This is a genomic window from Pelagerythrobacter marinus (assembly GCF_034375205.1).
Taxonomy (GTDB): Bacteria; Pseudomonadota; Alphaproteobacteria; order Sphingomonadales; family Sphingomonadaceae; genus Pelagerythrobacter; species Pelagerythrobacter marinus.
Genome location: NZ_CP139719.1, coordinates 253,818 through 270,719, shown reverse-complemented (window position 1 = coordinate 270,719; position 16,902 = coordinate 253,818). Strand labels below are relative to the sequence as shown.

Sequence of the window (16,902 nt, the reverse complement as noted above, 5' to 3'; positions counted from 1 at the left end):
CAGCATGGTCGAGATTTTCACGGTCGGCGGCGGCGAGTATATCGTCAATGTCCTCAATGCCGTTGCCGCCTGGACCGGAGCGGGCGGCTACAAGAGCCTGATTCAGGTCGCGCTGGTGATGGGCATGGTGCTCGCGGTCATCGTGGTCGCGTTCAACCAGGACTGGCGCGCATGGCTCAACTGGTTCCTCGGTGCGACGCTCATCTACATGTGTCTGATGGTGCCGCGCATGGACGTCCATGTGACAGACCGGGTCAATCCAAGCCTTGCACCGGCAACGGTGGCCAATGTTCCGCTCGGGCTCGCCCTGATGGCAAGTTTCACCAGCCAGGCGGGGGACTATCTGACCCGCTCGGCCGAGCTCGTCTTCGGCTTGCCGGACGACCTCAACTACTCGAAGAACGGCATGATCTATGGCGCGCGGCTGCTTGAATCGACGCGGAGCTTGCGCATTTCCGATCCGGAGTTTGCTGCGAACTTCGACGAGCATGTCAGGCAATGCGTGTTCTACGATCTGCTGCTCGGCCGCTACTCGATGAAGGAGCTGTCCGAGAGCGATGATATCTGGGCGACGATCGCACCCGGCAGCGCGGCGCGCGCGCAGAAATTCCTGACCCGGCAGGCCGACGACAGCGTGACGGCCTCGATCATCACCTGCCGCGAAGCCTACACCGCGCTTTCGGGGCGATGGGCGAGCCTCATTGACGAGATGACGCTTGTCGCGGGACGCCAACTCTATCCGCGCCAGACCGAAGCGCTCGCCAAGGCCAAGCTCATGGCCGACCTCCCGATTGCCTATCAGTATCTTACCGGCATCTCGCGCAGCGCGAGCGACATTTTCCGCCAGGTGTTGACGATCAATGCCATGAACCAGGCCATGCACGGCTTTGCAGGGGCGAGCGGCACCGGCAGTATTGACGTCTTCGCGCAGACCCGGGCCGATATTCAGACCGAGCGGACCTATTCTTCGATCGCGCACAACGCGATGAAATGGGTCCCAATCCTCAATGTCGTACTGACGGTGGTGTTCTACGCGCTGTTCCCTGTCCTGTTTCCGCTGTTCCTGATGCCGCGGACCGGACCCATTGCATTGAGAGGTTACGTCACCGGCTTCTTCTATCTTGCGGCGTGGGGACCGCTCTTCGTCATCCTGCACATGATCCTGATGTTCAAAGGCGCGGGCGATGTCGCCGCCGCTGGCGGCAGCACGGGCCTCAGCCTCGCGACCTTTGCTGGCATGAGCGACGTCAACAGCGATATCGGCATCTTGGCAGGCTATCTTGTCGCCTCGATCCCGTTCCTTGCCGGCGGCGTGGCGCGTGGTGCGCTGGCGATTTCGGGCCAGGCAACGAGCTATCTCAACCCGAGCCAGAATGCAGCCGAGGAAGCCTCGCGCGAAGCGAGCACCGGCAACGTCTCACTCGGCAACTCGAGCATCGACAATTCGACAGTGTTTTCCCGCCAGTTTGCGCAGGGCAATCTTGCCCCCAACATTGCCTATGGCGCGGCACAGACGCGGGGATTCAGCGACAGCGGCACGCAGACGACCAGCTTCCCCGATGGCGAGTTCGCTGCAGTCCCGAATTCAAGCTATCCGTTCACGCCGACGCTCGGGCAGGACTTCACGGGCCGCCTAGGAACGATGGCGAGCCAGAGCCGGACGCAGAGCGAGACCTATGCCAACCTCGCCCAGCAATCGACGAGCTCTGCGCTCACCCGGTTCAGCGAGATCCGCAACGCCTACAGCCAGGGTCAGAGCTCCGATACTGTCAGCGGCGTTGGTACGAACGACAGCATCGGCACGGCATTCAGCGAAGTCGACAATGCCTCGAGGACGCTCCAGCAGCAGTTCGGCCTGTCCCGGCGCGCGTCAGACGACATTACTATTTCTTGGTTCCTCAACGGCGAAGCAGGAGCCGGAGCAAAGGCCGAAGGTGGAGTACTAAACGCGCAGGCGGGCGTCCGCGGTGGCCGAAATCAGTCGTGGACCGACAGCGATATCGGGATCGCCTCGGAAGATCGCGGCAGGATAATGGGTACGCTGCGGCAGCTTTCGGATAGCCGCAACTGGTCGAACACGCGTGAAGGCTTCCTGCGCGAGACGAGTTCGAGTTCGGTATCGCAGGTGTCAACCAGCTCGTCGGGTCTCAGCCGATCGCTGACCGAAGCCGAAAGCTACACACGAGAGGCGCGTCGGGCCGAAGAGGTGGCCAGCCGCCTCGAGAACCAGGCCAGTTGGTACGAGGCCAATAGTGCCGCAGGCACGCTAAACCTGAGCCAGGCTTATCGCGAATGGGGCATGGCCGAGATCGAAGCCAATCGCGACTATTACGGGCCGGTGCGCTTCGACGACATCGAGTTCCAGATGAGCGCGCGCGGCCAACAACTGCAATCGCGGTTTGTCGAGAGCTATGCTGATCGCCTACAAGACGACATCGAAGCCGACCTTTCGCTGCCGGACTTCGCTCCTGTCAGCCGCCCCGGGATCGGAAGTGCTGGGCAGGTACGCGCAAGAGGAGCCGTGGGCTCTGCGGGTGGTCCCTCAATGCCCGATGCTCCTGATCGGTCTGACATCACGGATGAGGTCGAGCGGGTGCGCCGACAGGGTCGTGGCAGGATCGGAACCGTGCGAACTTATCTTGATCGCCAAACGGAAGGCGCCACGGGCGCGAGTGAGGAAGCTGCAGACGACGTCAAAGAATGGGGCAATAGATAGCTACAGCACGAAATCCTGCAGGATGACGAACACCGCAAATGCGACGACGACCAGCCCAAGTAGCCAGAGTCCGCGTCGTTCCCAAGGATCTGCTAGAGCCTTCTTCCAGCTGTATTCCATGCGCCGATTTTCGGAGATGGCACGGTCGATCTCTCGCAGGCCCTTCCAGTCCGTCTGGTCGTTTTGCTCCTTCTCGTCATCCATTTCCATCACTCCGACCTAAATAAAGTAGCAAATTTGATGCATTATCGGGCATAAGCCAATTTACGTCTCGATATTGACACATTAAATATCATCACGTAAAGACGCAAAATCGCTACACAAAGCTCCATAACGGAGATAATGTCTCGATAATGCCACATTATGATTCACCAGATCTGCGTCCGCTCTCGGTGCTGCTATCCGACCTCGGGAAGCAGATCGAAGCATATCGCATATCACGCAATCTCAAGCAGGCCGAGCTTGCGGAAATGGCAGGTATCTCGCGTTCAACGCTCGCCCGCCTGGAAGCCGGTAATGGCGGGACCATCGATAGCCTCGCCAGGATAATGCGTGCGCTCGACATTGAAGACCGCCTGCTGGATGTCATGCCGGACGCCAAGCTGAGACCGCTCGATCCCCGGTCCGACACCGGCAAGGCGCGGCAAAGGGTGCGCAAGTCTTCTGAAGGTGAGGCTGGCGAGGAATGGAGCTGGGGTGACGAGGCCCCATGACGCGTGCGGTAGTCAATCTCTGGGGTCGTCAGATCGGCGCCGTCCTGTGGGATGAAGATCGCGATGTCGGGGTTTTCGAATACACTCCGGAATTCAGTCGCAGCGGCATCGAAGTCGCTCCGCTCACAATGCCATTACGAAGCGGCGTCTACGATTTTCCCGCGCTGAATTACGAGACCTTTAAAGGGCTACCGGGCATGCTGGCAGACAGCCTGCCCGACAAGTTTGGTAACGCGCTGATCAATCGCTGGCTTGCCGAGCAAGGCCGCACAGCCGACAGCTTCGATCCGGTCGAGCGCCTTTGTTATACCGGTCGCCGAGGCATGGGTGCGCTCGAATTCGAGCCCGCTACCGGTGAGCGCCGTGAACAGGGCCGGCCCGTCGATATCGCCCCGCTGGTCGAGCTCGCCAACAGAGTCATTGCCGCGCGTGAAGAACTGGCCGGTGTGCTCAAGGGAGAGGATGATCACCGCGCACTCCAAGAGATCCTGCGCGTCGGAACCTCCGCCGGTGGCGCCCGGGCCAAGGCCGTCCTCGCCTGGAACGAGGCGACCGGAGAGTTCCATTCAGGGCAGCTGACTGCAGGGCCCGGCTACACGCAATGGCTGGTCAAGTTCGACGGCGTGTCGGGCAATGCCGACAAGGAACTTGCCGACCCAATGGGCTTCGGCCGGCTTGAATACGCTTGCTATCTGCTAGCCCGAGAGGCTGCCATCGACATGGCTCGCTCACGACTGCACGAGGAAGGCGGGAGGGCGCATTTCATGACCCAGCGCTTTGATCGCACGCCTGACGGCAAGAAGCTCCACATGCAGTCGCTTTGCGCGATGCGCCATTTCGATTTCAACCTCGCCCGGGCCTATAGCTACGAGCAGGCAATCGAGACCATCCGCATGCTCGGTCTCGGACGCGAAGCGATCAAGGAGCAGGTGCGCCGCGCGCTGCTCAATGTCTTTATCCGTAACCAAGACGACCACACCAAGAACATCGCCTTCCTGATGGATAGCTCGGGTCGCTGGAGCCTCTCGCCCGCATACGATGTCGTCTACGCCTACAATCCCAAGGGGGATTGGACCAACGAGCACCAGATGTCGCTGGCTGGCAAGACCGACGACTTTGAACTCGACGATCTGCTGGAATTCGGACGGTTTGCTGACCTGAAACCTACTGAGACCAAGTCGATCATCGAAACGATCCGGGCCGCAGTCGGTAACTGGGACAGGCACTGCAATACCGCCGGAGTGGAAGCCGACATGGCACGGAAGGCTAGGCGCGGATTCCGTGATATCGGCTGAGAAGCCGGCAGACCGGGCGATCGCCTACAGCGGTTTGTTGAAACTAAAATCTCTGCCCTTGCCCGTGGGGAATTTTCATGACATCCCGTCGCTACAACTACCCGAGGCAGACATATGCAATCTGAGTTCCGAATTCTACGCTGCCGTGCCGGACTCTCGACCGAGGAACTCGCAGAAAAACTTGGCTACTCCGAACGGGAGATTTTCCGCTGGGAGTCCGGAAAGATCAGACCTCGCAAAGTTGTGCTCGACTGGCTGCGTGAGCGCGCTGATACAGTCCCGACACACACAAATGCGAAGGGGTTCACATTCATTGACCTCTTTGCCGGCATAGGAGGACTACGCCGGGCTTTTGACGGCATAGGCGGCCGCTGCGTATTCACGTCTGAATGGGACAAATATGCACAGCTTACTTATCACACCAACTATCCGGACAACCGCCCGATCGCCGGCGATATTACCAAAGTCCCCGTCGATGAGATTCCTGAGCATGATGTTCTGCTCGCAGGCTTTCCTTGTCAGCCATTCTCAATCGCCGGGGTGTCAAAAAAGAATGCGCTGGGCCGGAAACATGGGTTCCTTGACGAAGCTCAGGGAACGCTGTTCTTCGATGTTGCACGGATCCTGAAGGCTCACAGACCAAGCGCATTCCTGCTCGAGAACGTGAAGAATCTGAAAAGCCACGACAAAGGCCGGACCTTCGAGGTCATCCGCAAAATTTTGGAGAAAGACCTCGGATACGAGCTCCATGTTCGCGTTCTAAACGCACGTCATTTTCTTCCCCAGAACCGTGAACGGATCGTGCTCGTTGGCTTCCGCGAAAAAAGTGGATTCGACTGGGCGGACTTGAAGCTTCCGGTTGAAGGCGAAGCGCGGATGCGATCGGTACTGCATCCCGAGAACGGCGGCGAAACTGCAGAATCGCACTATACAGAGGGAGAACTTGCGAGGGTCAATGCCAAGTATACCCTGAGCAATCACCTCTGGAAATATCTCCGAGATTACTCAGCCAAGCATCGTGCAGCAGGCAATGGCTTTGGCTATGGCCTGGTAGGCCCGGACGACACCTGCAGAACGCTCTCAGCGCGCTATTACAAGGATGGGTCTGAAATTCTTGTACAGCAAAAGGGACGCAAGAATCCCCGACGGCTTACCCCGAGGGAATGCGCAAGGCTGATGGGTTTTCCCGACACATTCCGGATCCCTGTTTCCGATACGCAGGCGTATAAGCAGTTCGGTAACTCGGTGGCAGTGCCGGTGTTTAGCGAGGTCGCAAGGATCATGCGTCCGCATATAACCCGGGAAGCAGCCCCGAACGATGAGGTGGCTGTCCGGGAGTATGCCTGACGTCCATGATCCCACGACAAGAAGCCGTAACATGGCGGCTATAAGGGGAAGGGACACGAAGCCTGAACTTCAGATTCGAAGTGGCCTTCACCGGCTAGGTTATCGCTTCAGGGTCAACCGGAAGGATCTGCCCGGCAAGCCCGACATCGTACTCAGCCGGTTTCATGCGGTTATCTTTGTGCACGGCTGCTTCTGGCATGGTCATGACTGCCATTTGTTCCGGCTTCCAGAGACACGCACCGAATTCTGGGCGGCGAAGATCGGCGCCAATCAAGAGCGGGACAAGGTTGTCAGATCAGCGCTGCTTTCGGAAGGATGGCGCATTGCCACCGTCTGGGAATGCGCGCTCAAGGGAAAGAATAGGATTGAACCGACAGCACTTCTGACGCGGCTGACATCTTGGCTCAGGGGTGATGAGCTATCGCTCGAAATCAGAGGCTAGGATGTAGAATCCATGTGCGCCTCGTCAATGCACCCGCCGGAAGCCACGGAGCCGGATCCTTCCGGCAGGTAACTGAGGGTCCGGATAAATGATCGGGCTCACGACGGGAGCTTTGCTGATGGATCTTTTCGAGCGCCTGTCGGTCGGATAGCCGCTCAGCACTGCCCAGATCGTTGGTGCTGCTTTGCCGATGTCGCGCACCGTCAGTCGCCATTTCCAGGCAAGATTCTCCGAGAATTCTCCGTAGTTGTCCCGGGCACTTTCGTAGCTGGCCCGGGCTTCGTCCCAGTATTCCAGCCAGAGGTCATCCAGCCATACAGGCAGCTTGCTGAAATCGTGACCGATCAGCACTCCATTCAGAAAACTCAGAAACACCGTTTCTTCGCGTTTGACCGTGGGCAGATGGGTATCGAGGGCGTCGGCGACAGCCTGCAGTGTCATCTGGCTCCCAAGAGTGCGGCTCGTCCTGAGACGGTAAATTTCGGACGCCCGCTTCGTAACGCGGCACACAGATAGCAAGTCACAGACGGTGTCACGAAGTGTGGCGACGAACTCAGCGGCATTGACCGTTGGCGAGGCTGGCAGACAGCTCAGTGCGTTGGCTGTCCGGTATGACCGCCAATCGATCAGACCATCATCACGGAGGCAGGAGGCCAGCTGATTTGCATGCATCGCAGCCACCTCGGCCGCCTTTCCTCCCCTTGCCCCTAGGCTGCCGGCGCGCAACCTCGCGACGATATCCCCTACAGTTTCCGATCCGGCTTCAGCCAGACGCTCAACGTATCTGCCCAGTCTGAGTCGGTTCAGTGGGAGTCCGAGCACTTCCCGCCTCAGATCGCCGAAGAGCCGGGGATCGACGCGGCTTGCTGCCCGGAATTCCCCGGACATCTGCGGTTCGCCGGTGACTATCGCAAGGATGATGGGGAGCTGTGCTATGACCGCGTGATTGGGAACCTCCCATTCAGCGGAGAGGGCTTCTACGAAATCTGTGAACTCGATTTCCTCAAGGTGGGAAAGACGGTCAGCAGCCCGTTTCCACCAGACCGAAAACTCCGGACGGAAATGTATTCCCAGCGTTCCATATGTCTCGTTGAGTAGCCCGCCTGTCAGCTGCCCCAGCAGCTTCTTCTCCTTCTGCCGGATCCTTTCGCGGGTGACCGGAGGGCTGGTTGTCGCAGCTATTTCATCGAGCGTCTTCTGCCGTTCCGGCGGCTGACAGATGCGTTCGCGAAGAATTGCTGAAAAGGTTTCGTCTGCGAGATTGTCGGCGACCTCTGCGAGAAAGTCCGGAAGCGAAGCCAGAAAGTCTTTGCCCGAACGCGGCCGGCCCTCATGCGGCAGGAGAGGGATACGCGTCGTTTCGCAATACCTGTCCCAATCAGTGCCCGTCTCAGCATCCGAAGCATCAATCAGCGCTTGCCGGTTTTCACTGAGCAGATCGGCGGTGCGCCAGCCAACTGTGGGAATCCGGATGATCTGCTCCCGGCTTACGCTGGCGAGATCACCGACGGTGCGAAAACCAGCCCTCTCCAGCGTTGCAGTCTTCACACCAAGGTGAAGCACGCCGATAGGGAGATCATCCACCAGTTCAGGTTGCCGGATGCTACCCCGGTGACGCGCGCCCGGCGGATCTATCGGCTCTCCGGTTTCTCTAATGTACACGGCGCCAGCCTTTCAGGCGGACCCTCACCGGTGCACCTGCCTCCTCGCCCTGAGGCGACTCATCCTTCCGGACCGACACAGAATAGGTTAGACTTCCCGGGGATCCGGTAAGCACGAGTACATCGCCTTCTGTCGCCCCGACAGCGCGGAAGAACTTGGTCATATGAGTGATGCGGTACTCGTCCCTTGTCCCGCCTTCATCATGAAGCCTGTTGTTGTAGTAAATATAGCGGAAGCGCCAGGTCACCCCCGTTTCGTCCGTCATCTCCAGCCACGCATCGGGGTTCTTCTGCGCTGGATCGAGAAACGGAAGCAGCGCAATCAGATCAGTCTGTGATTTCGGTATGTGTATGCCGGCCTGATGACCTCCGGTTTCTCCGGTGTCGTTTGCCGTCAGCGGCTTCTCATAAGTCTGACTGCTCATCAATTTTCTCCGCCGGGCCGGATGGAAAGAGCCCGCCTCAGATCATCGGCATCACGTGTTGATACCGGGACTGCTTCGTTGCCAAGCTCGCGGCGCCACTGGGATCGGTCAATCATCACCCGTTCGACAGTGTCCTCGTAAAACAGCCGGTAGATATAAACCGGCTCGGTCTGCCCGCGCCGGTGCGCGCGGGCACTTGCCTGGGATTCAAGTGCAGGGTTCCATGCTTGGGTGAAATGAATGACTATAGTTGCAGCGGTTATATTGAGTCCCGCTCCTGCCGCCTTTGGATTGAGTACAAGGCAGCCCGGCCCATCGTGGCCAGAGAATGCGTCAACGATTGCCTGCCGCTCTTCCTGCGGCGTGGACCCATTGATCGCCCCCCAGTATGCATCCGGCAGCCGACCCTGTGCTGCCTCACGGATAATCTCGCCACAGCGATTAAAAATTGCGAAGAGCAGAACCTTTCGTCCGCTCCTGAACGCCTCTTCGAGAATGGCGATTGCGCGCTCCACCTTCGGTGTGACGAGCGGCATTCCGGCTGACGGATCGATCCCCGCGTCCTGATCCCTGTCGGGATCGCCTGATCCCTGCAGCCAGGGATGGGCACAGAAGAGCTGCAACTGACCTGTCGCGACCAGATTACCTGCCACAGGGTACTTCTCAAGCGTCTCGGCGAGCACTTCATCATAACGCCGGGAAAGCTCGTCACCGAGTTCGAGTGGCAGATCGATATCGATGCGCTCCGGAAGATCGCCGGCGACGTCCCTCACTTTTCGGCAGAGAACGACAGGATCGGTCAGGCGAGCCAGATTCTTTGCCGATTCCTCGGAGTCAGGATGATCGGCTTCAAAGTCCTCCCGGCTTCCCAGCAATCCAGGTATCGCGAGATCAGCAAGCGACCAGAGATCCAGGAGCGACGTCTCGACCGGCGTCCCCGTCATCGGAATGGTACGCTGCCTGGGAATCCTCCCGACTGCCTGCCTGCGCCCGGAATCGGGGTTTTTCAAAGCCTGCGCTTCATCACAAATCAGCCATGACCAGGGCATTCCTGCAAAAATGGATATGTCGTTGACCACAGTGTCGTAGGTTGAAAGCACGACCTGCGCCCGCTGCAGACCCGCGGTGATGCCGGTTCTGTTGTGTCCGCGGTGGATGAGAACAGAAAGCTCGGGCGCAAACTTCATTATCTCTTTCCGCCAGTTGGCGATCAGGCTCGTCGGGCAGATAATGAGGGCTGGTCGTGAGGTTTCCGGTTTTTCGCAGAGCAGCAGGGCAATGATCTGGATGGTCTTTCCGAGCCCCATCTCGTCAGCGAGAATGAGGCCGCCGGTATGCCGTATGGTCTGGTCCATCCATGCTACGCCCTGAGCCTGATACGGGAACAGAGTCGCATGCAGACCCGGAATGTCCTGATCCGGGCGCAGGTCGGCAGCAGCCGATTGCGCTGAGTGGAAGACGCTCTCTTCAGCTATGACAGGTATGTCGGGATTACCCAGCCGGACAAGACGCACCACATCGGGAAAGCTGAGCGTTTTCGGCAGCTGCCCGCCCAGCATCTGCCGGACTATGGCCGGCGTATTGTGAGGAAGTGGGCGGATCACATTTCCGTCGGCGACCCAGTTGTAGTCCGGGCCGGGCGCGTCCCAGACTTTCTTTTCCCCCCGCACAGTTTTGGTGCCAGCAACGTGGAGCGCAAAACCAGCACCCTCTTTCCGGATCCGGATTTCCGGCTGCACAACTCTTGACGACAACTCCCAGCCCTGGGGAGGTGCCGCTGTAATCTGCCTGAAATCGGCAGGAAGTGATGCTGATCCGTCAGTCATTGCCCAGCTTGGCCCTGAGTTCTGCGGGCGTCCAAGGGACCGGGCGTCTTGTATGTACCGCGCGATGGCAGTTCGGGCAAAGTGGTATCAGGTCAGTTGCCGGATCGTATGGTCTGGGCTCGCCGGCAAGCGAAAGCGGCTGCAGGTGATGAACTTCAATAATACCGCCAGCATCGCCATAAAGATCGCCAGGAATAAGACTGCATACCATGCAGGCTGCCCCGTGGATACGCAGGCAGAGCAGACGATTGCGTGGATTTCGTTCGCGTCGGCGTACGACGGTCAGTTTGACAGCGCCTTCAGTCAGCGCTTCCTGCTCGGTCGGTGTACTTTCCTCGATCGGATCGTATCCATAAAGCTCTGCCATTGCGGCAAGAACCGGAATGACGAGCTCCCGGCAGGTCGCTGCAACGGAGTCATCGTCAAACCGGCTCTCGATACCGCGCTTCTCTGCGATGATCGTGAAACTGCCATTGTCGATCATCCAGTCATCGGTAGTCTGATTGTTACCGATTTTTAGATCCGCGCTCGACGCTACTGAAGCGACGAGTGCCCTTGCAAGCTGGACTTCTTCTGCGCTTGCCTGCCGCATCTGCCGGATCGTATCGGCTGCGAAATTGCCGAATGCCAACTTCGCTTCGAAGCGGCGCAGACCGGTCGGCCGAAGAGTGACCATCGGGCTGTGAGAGCGCTCAAGGTCTGCAAACCAGAGCCTGATTGCTGTCTGCACTCCGGACCTGTCTTCCTCCAGACAGATTGCAGCGCCGGTTCCCTCCTCAACTTCCCGGCGGATCAGGGCCTGCTTCTCGGCAAGCATTTCAGTCCCCTTCTTCGTCCCCGGTCTCTGTCAGCTCTTCGTCGTCGGGCAGAGGCACTTCACGCAGCAGCTTCTTGAGATTGGTCGAAATCTCGTTGCGAATGTCCTCAAATATCGGCTCAAGGTCATCGTTGGTGTTGTTCTGCTCAGCCACAGCAAAAGCCCACAGCAGCAGATCCATACCCTCGACTGCATAGCCACTGGCGGCAGCTCTCTGATAGATTTTCAGATAGAAGTCGTGATGCTTGTTAATGCGGACGCCTGCTACGAAGCCTGACTCGGCATCGCTGCGCATAGCCGGCTCCCAGAGATCGCCGGACGTAATGGTTTCGACAGCTTCAACGTGAATACGATCCGGGTTTACGTGCGTATCCACGGGTACCCGAAGCTTGATGCCTGAACCGCGATTGTTGTTGAGTGTAGCGGTTTTCTGACCCGCGTCGGCAGACTGGACGTCCGGCTTTTTGGTCGAAGGCGTATTGCCGATGACTTTATTCGCGCTGCCGTGATCGACGCCGCGCTCCACCGCCGCTGCTTTCTCCTTGCGCCGGTAGCGGTTTCCTGCCTCGCGATAAGTCGGCTGAAGTAGGGTCTTGAGGGCTTCCTCAAGAGCCGGGTCGAAGAGAATTTTCGATTTCTTGACGTCGACCTTGAAGGCCTCGTCAAGCTTATGTGTGAAATCGAATTCGACGCGCAGCAACGACGTGTGCGGCTCAACAGAACCAAATACGCCAAGCCAGCCGCCCTGCTGGATCACTCGTCCTTCGCGATGAATGTAGAAGCCCTGGCCGCGGTTGGTGATATTCGCGATTTTTTGTTCGTCTCTGGTCAGATCCCGTCGGTTCGGGAGAATCCACGCCCTGATGTGCGCTGTTTCAACCGACCCGTCCTCCAGTTCGATCTCGAGTTTCTGCTGTTCAGGTGAAAGCACCTGATCGGCCTTCTCAGGATAGAACGGGTTCCACGGTCTGACCTGTTCCCCATTAACAGATATTGAGACATGCCTCTCACGATCGTCCCCTTTGTCGAGGAAGCGATAATAGATGAGAGCGACATGGTCGATCAGCCGCTCACCCAGCCGTCTGATTGCAGCCTGTTCCCTCGCGCCACCCGGATCGTCGTATTCTTTCGATAGCAGACGGTCGCATTTGGACCAGACCACAAGCGTGCCCTTGTCGCCGCAAAGCTCTTCGAAGAGCTCGTAGTCATCTGCTGTCATCTCTTCGCGGAGCATTTCCCACTGGTTCTGCTCTTCGACATGCTCGAGGTCCCATGCGAGCTTGGCGAAGTCAGCCTTATCAGACTGACGGGAAATGACCGTAAACCTAAGGCAGACCGAACTGGATGCCGTCTTGAGACCAAGGCCAAACTTGCCGAGACTGGCAAGATTAGCTCTGGCAGGTGCCCCGTAACGCATAGCGTCGAACAGCATCTCGCTGTCCATGCCATCACCATTATCACCGAAGCACACGAATTTTCGACCGTCTTCGGCCAACTCTATTCGTACATTGACCTCGGTCGCATTGGCCGCGATTGAATTGTCGATGATATCAGCGGCGGCGGTATTGAAACTGTAGCCTGTGTCCCGAAGCCCGTAAATGAGCCGTGGCGCATCGGGTTGATTAATCAGATCATTCACTTAGCCGCCCCCTTAAAAGAGGGCACCTTTGCTGAAATCCAGCCCGCTACCCCCCGCGTCGAACGGTATCGAACTTAGCGGGATGATCGTTAAATGAAAGCTGACAAACGACTTGCGTTCAAAGACCGTCTCCGTTTCGCACCTCTGCATGCCTGAGATAGACCTCAACTTTTTCCAAGGTCCGTCGCCGCGGCCGCCTTCCCTGTCTTAAGTCCAAGACAAAGCGTGGATCGCCAACCGCGCGACGACCAAACCGTGTCGCCGACATGTGCGATTCCTTCAGGTGTCGCTCAATGCGATCCAGCAATTTCATGGCCTTCCTCGACTCACTCAGCACTTGTGTTCCTGTTTTGTTCTTAGTAGGAAGGTTCCATCGAGTCTAGGAGATTTCCTTCTCTCCTCAGACCGTCAGAAGGAACGACACGATGGAACATGTCAGAGAGGAGCTCGATCGCCTGATCCAGCAGCGACGGCTCGGATATTCCTCGATCTCGCGGATGATCGGACGAAACTCGTCCTACATTCAGCAGTTCATCAAGCGCGGCTCGCCGCGCAAGTTGGACGATGATGACCGGCGCACGCTTGCCAGCTTCTTCGGGGTCGACGAGCAAGTTTTGGGCGGCCCGGCCGCGCCAATGCGTGACGGACTGATCGAAATACCCGTACTCAATGTCGATGCATCAGCGGGCTTTGGAGCGATTGCCGAAAGCGAGACCGCCCATACACGCTTCGGCTTCGACGAACGCTGGCTTGCCCGGCTGACCCGGGCAAAGAGCGCCAGTCTCTCGATCATCCATGTCCTAGGCGACTCCATGGAGCCGACACTCAGCGATGGCGACGAAGTACTGGTCGATGCGTCGGACCAAGGTTCGCGGCTACGTGACGGCATCTATGTCCTGCGCGCCGATGATGCGCTGGTGGTCAAGCGCGTGACGCTCAAGCCAGGTGGCCGCAAGATCACCATCAGCAGCGATAATTCGGCCTATCCCAGCTGGGATGATGTCGATCGGTCCGAAATCCAGGTGGTCGGGCGTGTCATCTGGTTCGGACGCGCGGTTTAGGAGCTCCCGTTGGCTTAGATCCCGATTTCGAAAGGCTTTACCCTTTCCTTGGTGAGTTCGGGCTTGTCACTTGCCTGCGAAGCGCTGCCAACATCCTTGTCTTGCGAAAGCCCCTTGGCAGCTGCCGCTTTGAGCCTTTGCGTTACTTCGACGGCCGACGCTTTATCGCCGCTGTTGGACTTGATGGCCCGGCCGAGTTTCTCGGCATTATCTGCAATCAGCGTAAGGCCGTCGCGAAGCCGGGTGACCGTGACCAAGAAGGTCTTCCGATTGGCGAGATTACGTTCGCGACTGTCCATCACTGCGATTCCGCGATCAGAGGTCAGTCCCTGCGCCATGTGCGCATTGAGGGCATAGGCGAGGTCCATGCGTTTGAGCATGGGGTCGCCGCGGCTCAGGCGGAGCTCCTTCCCCGCTGATGTCTCCACCAAGACGCCCTTTGTGTCGATGGCCACGATCCTCGCACGGTCGGCGTTGAACAGCCCACGCTTGTGGTCGTTGTCGGTCCAACGGATCTTGTCACCCTCGATGATTGACAGCGGCTTGCGTTCGAAGAGCGACAGGCGGCTATCGTCTGCGCCCGGCCGTAAACGCGCAGGATTGAACTTGCGAAGCTGCCCCTTCCTGTCCTCAAGCACGAGCTGCCTGCGCGCCTCGTCAATGGTCTTGACTGTGTAGTCACCCTTGGAAAGTTTCTGGGTGCTGTCGCGCGAGCGGAAGTTGAGAACCATGCCCGGCTGGTAGGTGCGAAGATAGCGAAGCTGCTCGTGTGTCACATTCACCCGCGAATGGACGGTCAGGCGCCCGGATCGCGGCCCGAGCTCGCCATTGGCCTTGAGTCCGCGCTGGACAGCATCGTTGACCGCAGAACGTAAGGCCCGTCCCGACGCGTAGATCGACGTCCGATCCCGATCCGCCGGGCTGAGCGAAAGCCACTTTTCGGCAGCAACAATCGCACTGTCCCCGCGAGCCTCGATGGTTGAAGGAGCAAGCGCCCGGAGCGCATCGTCGATGCGTCCCTCCTGCGCGGCGGCCTGGGCTCGCCGCAGGGCGGGATCGCGGCCGCGCAAATTTACATCCATGTTGGCGCGCGCGATCCCGGCCTGCTGTACGAGGTCGAAGGGCTTACCGGCATTGACGGCGCCTAGCTGTCGCGTGTCGCCGACGAGAACAAGGCGGTAGACTTCGGCAAGGTTCGCCAGCCGTACCAGCTTGGCCTTGTCCTCATTCGACACCATCGACGCCTCGTCGAGCACCAGGACATGGTCTCCGAGCGCGCTCCGAGCCTCACTCAGAAGGGAGGCATTTCCCGGCTCGGGCAGAAGCCTGCCCCATTGGGCGAGAAAGCGGGCGATGGTCATCGAACGGATGCCAGTGTCGCGCTCGAGCATCTGGACGAGCGTGTTCTGCACGGCGAGCCCCAGCACTTGCTTGCCTTCCTCGCGGAGCAGCTGGGCAACCGGCTTCATCACGCTGCTCTTGCCCGCCCCGGCAATGCCCTGGATCGCTACGATCCTGTCGCGCGACGAAAGGACAAGGCCCGCAGCATCCTCCTGCCCTTCATTGAGTGAAATTCCGTGATTGAGCGCAGCAACATCCTGAACCCGCTGCGCGGCGTCCGGCCGATCCAAGATGGGCGACACCGCACCTCGTCCCTCGTCGACATTCGCGAGAATGGTGCTTTCAAGGTCCAGCGCCTCGCGGCTCGCCAGCCAGCCTTTGTGTTCGCCTTTGCCGGGCTCGAGTGCGCCGCTTCTGACCAATGCGTTCACACGGGTTTCGACGTGATCCACCGTCGTCGGCAGCCCAAAATCAAGCGCCGCTTTCAGCAATCCCTCACGCGGGAACGCTGCCTCGCGCTGCGAGAGATGACGCACCGCGGAAGCAACGGCCTGCGCTGCCGCAATGATCGGTGCATCTTGCTTGAGGACATGGGCTGGGATCAGCGGATCAGCCGGATCGCCCTTGATCCGCTGGGCGAACTCTCTCAGCTTCGCAATTCCACGCTGAAGAAGGCTCCCTTCTTTGGAGCTGGGAATGTCCTTCGTTGCAGCCCGCATCTGCGACGCATCGATCAAACCGACAAAGTCAATCCCGACTTCTTGGGCTTTCTGCCGCCATGCATCGAGAAGGCCTTCCCGGTCCCTGACGGGCGCCTTGCTTTTCCTCGTATTGAGCACAGCAATGTCGCGGGTTTTCGGGGTGTTCTCACCGAGCTGGCGTACCGCCTCGAGGACTTCTTCGCGCCGCGTTGAAAAGGCCACGACCTGCCCGCGAGCAATGGCCGCTGCTTCGAAATTGCCGTGCTTTCCAACCGGCCCTGCTTCGTAGCCCATTTTGTCGACCGCCAGACGAAAGCGCGCCATGGTCATCGAGTTGAGCAGGGTGTTGAACGACCAAAGCTTGTCATTGCGAAGCGCGCGCCACTTCCCGTCGCTGCCTTGCGTGACATTTGCCACGACCGCATGAAAATGCAGGTTCGGCTCCTGGTTGCGGTTGGTGTCGTGCTGGAAAAGACCAATCGTCAGATTATCTGTCGCGACCTTCCCGTAACCAGCCTTGCTACTCATCCGGGTCTGCGCCGCGTTCTTTTCTGCCCAGCGCAAGGTCTCGATGACGGCCTCGCGATAGGCATCGATAATCCGCTGGTCGCCGCCCACCAGCGCAAGCAGCGACCAGCTTTTCGGCAGTGAGAATGTGAGGTCGGTTCCCGGCCTGTGGGCCTGTCCCGCATTGCCGACCTGGATACCGCCGGGAAGTTCTCCCCGCAGCAAGGCATCGAACTGCTCGGCGCTGACGCGGCCCTCGAGACCAAGTCGTTCCGCTCCCTTCCCGACCCAGGTTCCGGAACGATCGGCATCGGCGCCGGTGTAGTAATTGTCTGCCGCGAAATAGCTCGCGGCAGCCGAAGGGGAGCGCACATTGGCGACGGAAAGCATACTGTCTGGTCCTTGTCACGG

General features: G+C 59.0%; 13 protein-coding genes. 6 read left to right on the top strand and 7 right to left on the bottom strand.

Translation table 11 applies throughout. The annotated features are described in order from the left end of the window. Nucleotides 1-4: 4 nt before the first annotated feature. Nucleotides 5-2,716: a conjugal transfer protein TraG N-terminal domain-containing protein gene (locus T8T98_RS01270; protein WP_322295782.1), complete on the top strand. Its 2,712-nt coding sequence runs from the start codon at nt 5-7 to the stop codon at nt 2,714-2,716. Here the strand turns inward: T8T98_RS01270 and T8T98_RS01265 are convergent, their stop codons facing one another. After that, a complete protein-coding gene (locus tag T8T98_RS01265; RefSeq protein WP_320181559.1) occupies nt 2,717-2,920 on the bottom strand; it encodes a hypothetical protein in 204 nt (67 codons plus the stop codon). A 149-nt stretch (nt 2,921-3,069) separates the two neighbouring features. Between T8T98_RS01265 and T8T98_RS01260 the strand changes: the two genes are divergently transcribed. The 4 genes from T8T98_RS01260 to T8T98_RS01245 all read left to right on the top strand — a co-directional run bounded on the left by T8T98_RS01260 (nt 3,070) and on the right by T8T98_RS01245 (nt 6,513). Then, nucleotides 3,070-3,429, top strand: a complete 360-nt coding sequence (locus T8T98_RS01260; protein ID WP_067695826.1) for a helix-turn-helix domain-containing protein — start codon at nt 3,070-3,072, stop codon at nt 3,427-3,429. Further along, a complete protein-coding gene (locus T8T98_RS01255) occupies nt 3,426-4,724 on the top strand; it encodes a type II toxin-antitoxin system HipA family toxin (protein ID WP_221601624.1) in 1,299 nt (432 codons plus the stop codon). The genes T8T98_RS01260 and T8T98_RS01255 overlap by 4 nt, the downstream gene beginning before the upstream one ends. Nucleotides 4,725-4,838: 114 nt before the next feature. Next, nucleotides 4,839-6,071 (top strand): DNA (cytosine-5-)-methyltransferase, encoded by a 1,233-nt coding sequence (gene dcm, locus T8T98_RS01250; RefSeq protein ID WP_221601626.1) that lies wholly within the window; start codon nt 4,839-4,841, stop codon nt 6,069-6,071. A gap of 31 nt (nt 6,072-6,102) precedes the next feature. Beyond that, on the top strand, nt 6,103-6,513 hold the full coding sequence (locus T8T98_RS01245) for a very short patch repair endonuclease (RefSeq protein WP_237487477.1): 411 nt from the start codon (nt 6,103-6,105) through the stop codon (nt 6,511-6,513). Between the two features lie 24 nt (nt 6,514-6,537). Here T8T98_RS01245 and T8T98_RS01240 read toward each other — a convergent pair whose 3' ends face one another. Genes T8T98_RS01240 through T8T98_RS01220 form a run of 5 tightly spaced genes read right to left on the bottom strand, consistent with a single transcriptional unit; the run spans nt 6,538 to nt 12,881 of the window. Further along, entirely contained in the window at nt 6,538-8,175 is a 1,638-nt protein-coding gene (locus T8T98_RS01240; RefSeq protein WP_322295781.1) for a hypothetical protein, read from the bottom strand. Further along, on the bottom strand, nt 8,165-8,599 hold the full coding sequence (locus T8T98_RS01235) for an EcoRII N-terminal effector-binding domain-containing protein (RefSeq protein WP_221601630.1): 435 nt from the start codon (nt 8,597-8,599) through the stop codon (nt 8,165-8,167). The genes T8T98_RS01240 and T8T98_RS01235 overlap by 11 nt, the downstream gene beginning before the upstream one ends. Beyond that, nucleotides 8,599-10,425: a DEAD/DEAH box helicase gene (locus tag T8T98_RS01230; RefSeq protein ID WP_253521901.1), complete on the bottom strand. Its 1,827-nt coding sequence runs from the start codon at nt 10,423-10,425 to the stop codon at nt 8,599-8,601. Before T8T98_RS01230 ends, T8T98_RS01235 begins: the two co-directional genes overlap by 1 nt. Beyond that, a complete protein-coding gene (locus T8T98_RS01225) occupies nt 10,418-11,242 on the bottom strand; it encodes an HNH endonuclease (RefSeq protein ID WP_221601632.1) in 825 nt (274 codons plus the stop codon). The genes T8T98_RS01230 and T8T98_RS01225 overlap by 8 nt, the downstream gene beginning before the upstream one ends. A gap of 1 nt (nt 11,243) precedes the next feature. After that, nucleotides 11,244-12,881, bottom strand: a complete 1,638-nt coding sequence (locus T8T98_RS01220; RefSeq protein WP_221601634.1) for an ATP-binding protein — start codon at nt 12,879-12,881, stop codon at nt 11,244-11,246. A gap of 425 nt (nt 12,882-13,306) precedes the next feature. Between T8T98_RS01220 and T8T98_RS01215 the strand changes: the two genes are divergently transcribed. Next, entirely contained in the window at nt 13,307-13,942 is a 636-nt protein-coding gene (locus tag T8T98_RS01215; protein WP_221601636.1) for a S24 family peptidase, read from the top strand. 14 nt (nt 13,943-13,956) lie between these two features. On the opposite strand, the gene mobF is transcribed toward T8T98_RS01215, so the two are convergent. Continuing rightward, complete coding sequence (mobF, locus tag T8T98_RS01210; protein ID WP_322295780.1) at nt 13,957-16,881, bottom strand: MobF family relaxase; 2,925 nt, start codon at nt 16,879-16,881, stop codon at nt 13,957-13,959. Nucleotides 16,882-16,902: the final 21 nt, after the last annotated feature.

Bases quoted from the DNA above. Each gene is read 5' to 3' on its own strand.
- dcm (WP_221601626.1), top strand. From the start codon at position 4,839: ATGCAATCTGAGTTCCGAATTCTACGCTGCCGTGCCGGACTCTCGACC.
- T8T98_RS01235 (WP_221601630.1), bottom strand. From the start codon at position 8,599: ATGAGCAGTCAGACTTATGAGAAGCCGCTGACGGCAAACGACACCGGA.
- T8T98_RS01260 (WP_067695826.1), top strand. From the start codon at position 3,070: ATGCCACATTATGATTCACCAGATCTGCGTCCGCTCTCGGTGCTGCTA.
- T8T98_RS01230 (WP_253521901.1), bottom strand. From the start codon at position 10,425: ATGACTGACGGATCAGCATCACTTCCTGCCGATTTCAGGCAGATTACA.
- mobF (WP_322295780.1), bottom strand. From the start codon at position 16,881: ATGCTTTCCGTCGCCAATGTGCGCTCCCCTTCGGCTGCCGCGAGCTAT.
- T8T98_RS01215 (WP_221601636.1), top strand. From the start codon at position 13,307: ATGGAACATGTCAGAGAGGAGCTCGATCGCCTGATCCAGCAGCGACGG.
- T8T98_RS01225 (WP_221601632.1), bottom strand. From the start codon at position 11,242: ATGCTTGCCGAGAAGCAGGCCCTGATCCGCCGGGAAGTTGAGGAGGGA.
- T8T98_RS01245 (WP_237487477.1), top strand. From the start codon at position 6,103: ATGGCGGCTATAAGGGGAAGGGACACGAAGCCTGAACTTCAGATTCGA.
- T8T98_RS01270 (WP_322295782.1), top strand. From the start codon at position 5: ATGGTCGAGATTTTCACGGTCGGCGGCGGCGAGTATATCGTCAATGTC.
- T8T98_RS01255 (WP_221601624.1), top strand. From the start codon at position 3,426: ATGACGCGTGCGGTAGTCAATCTCTGGGGTCGTCAGATCGGCGCCGTC.
- T8T98_RS01265 (WP_320181559.1), bottom strand. From the start codon at position 2,920: ATGGATGACGAGAAGGAGCAAAACGACCAGACGGACTGGAAGGGCCTG.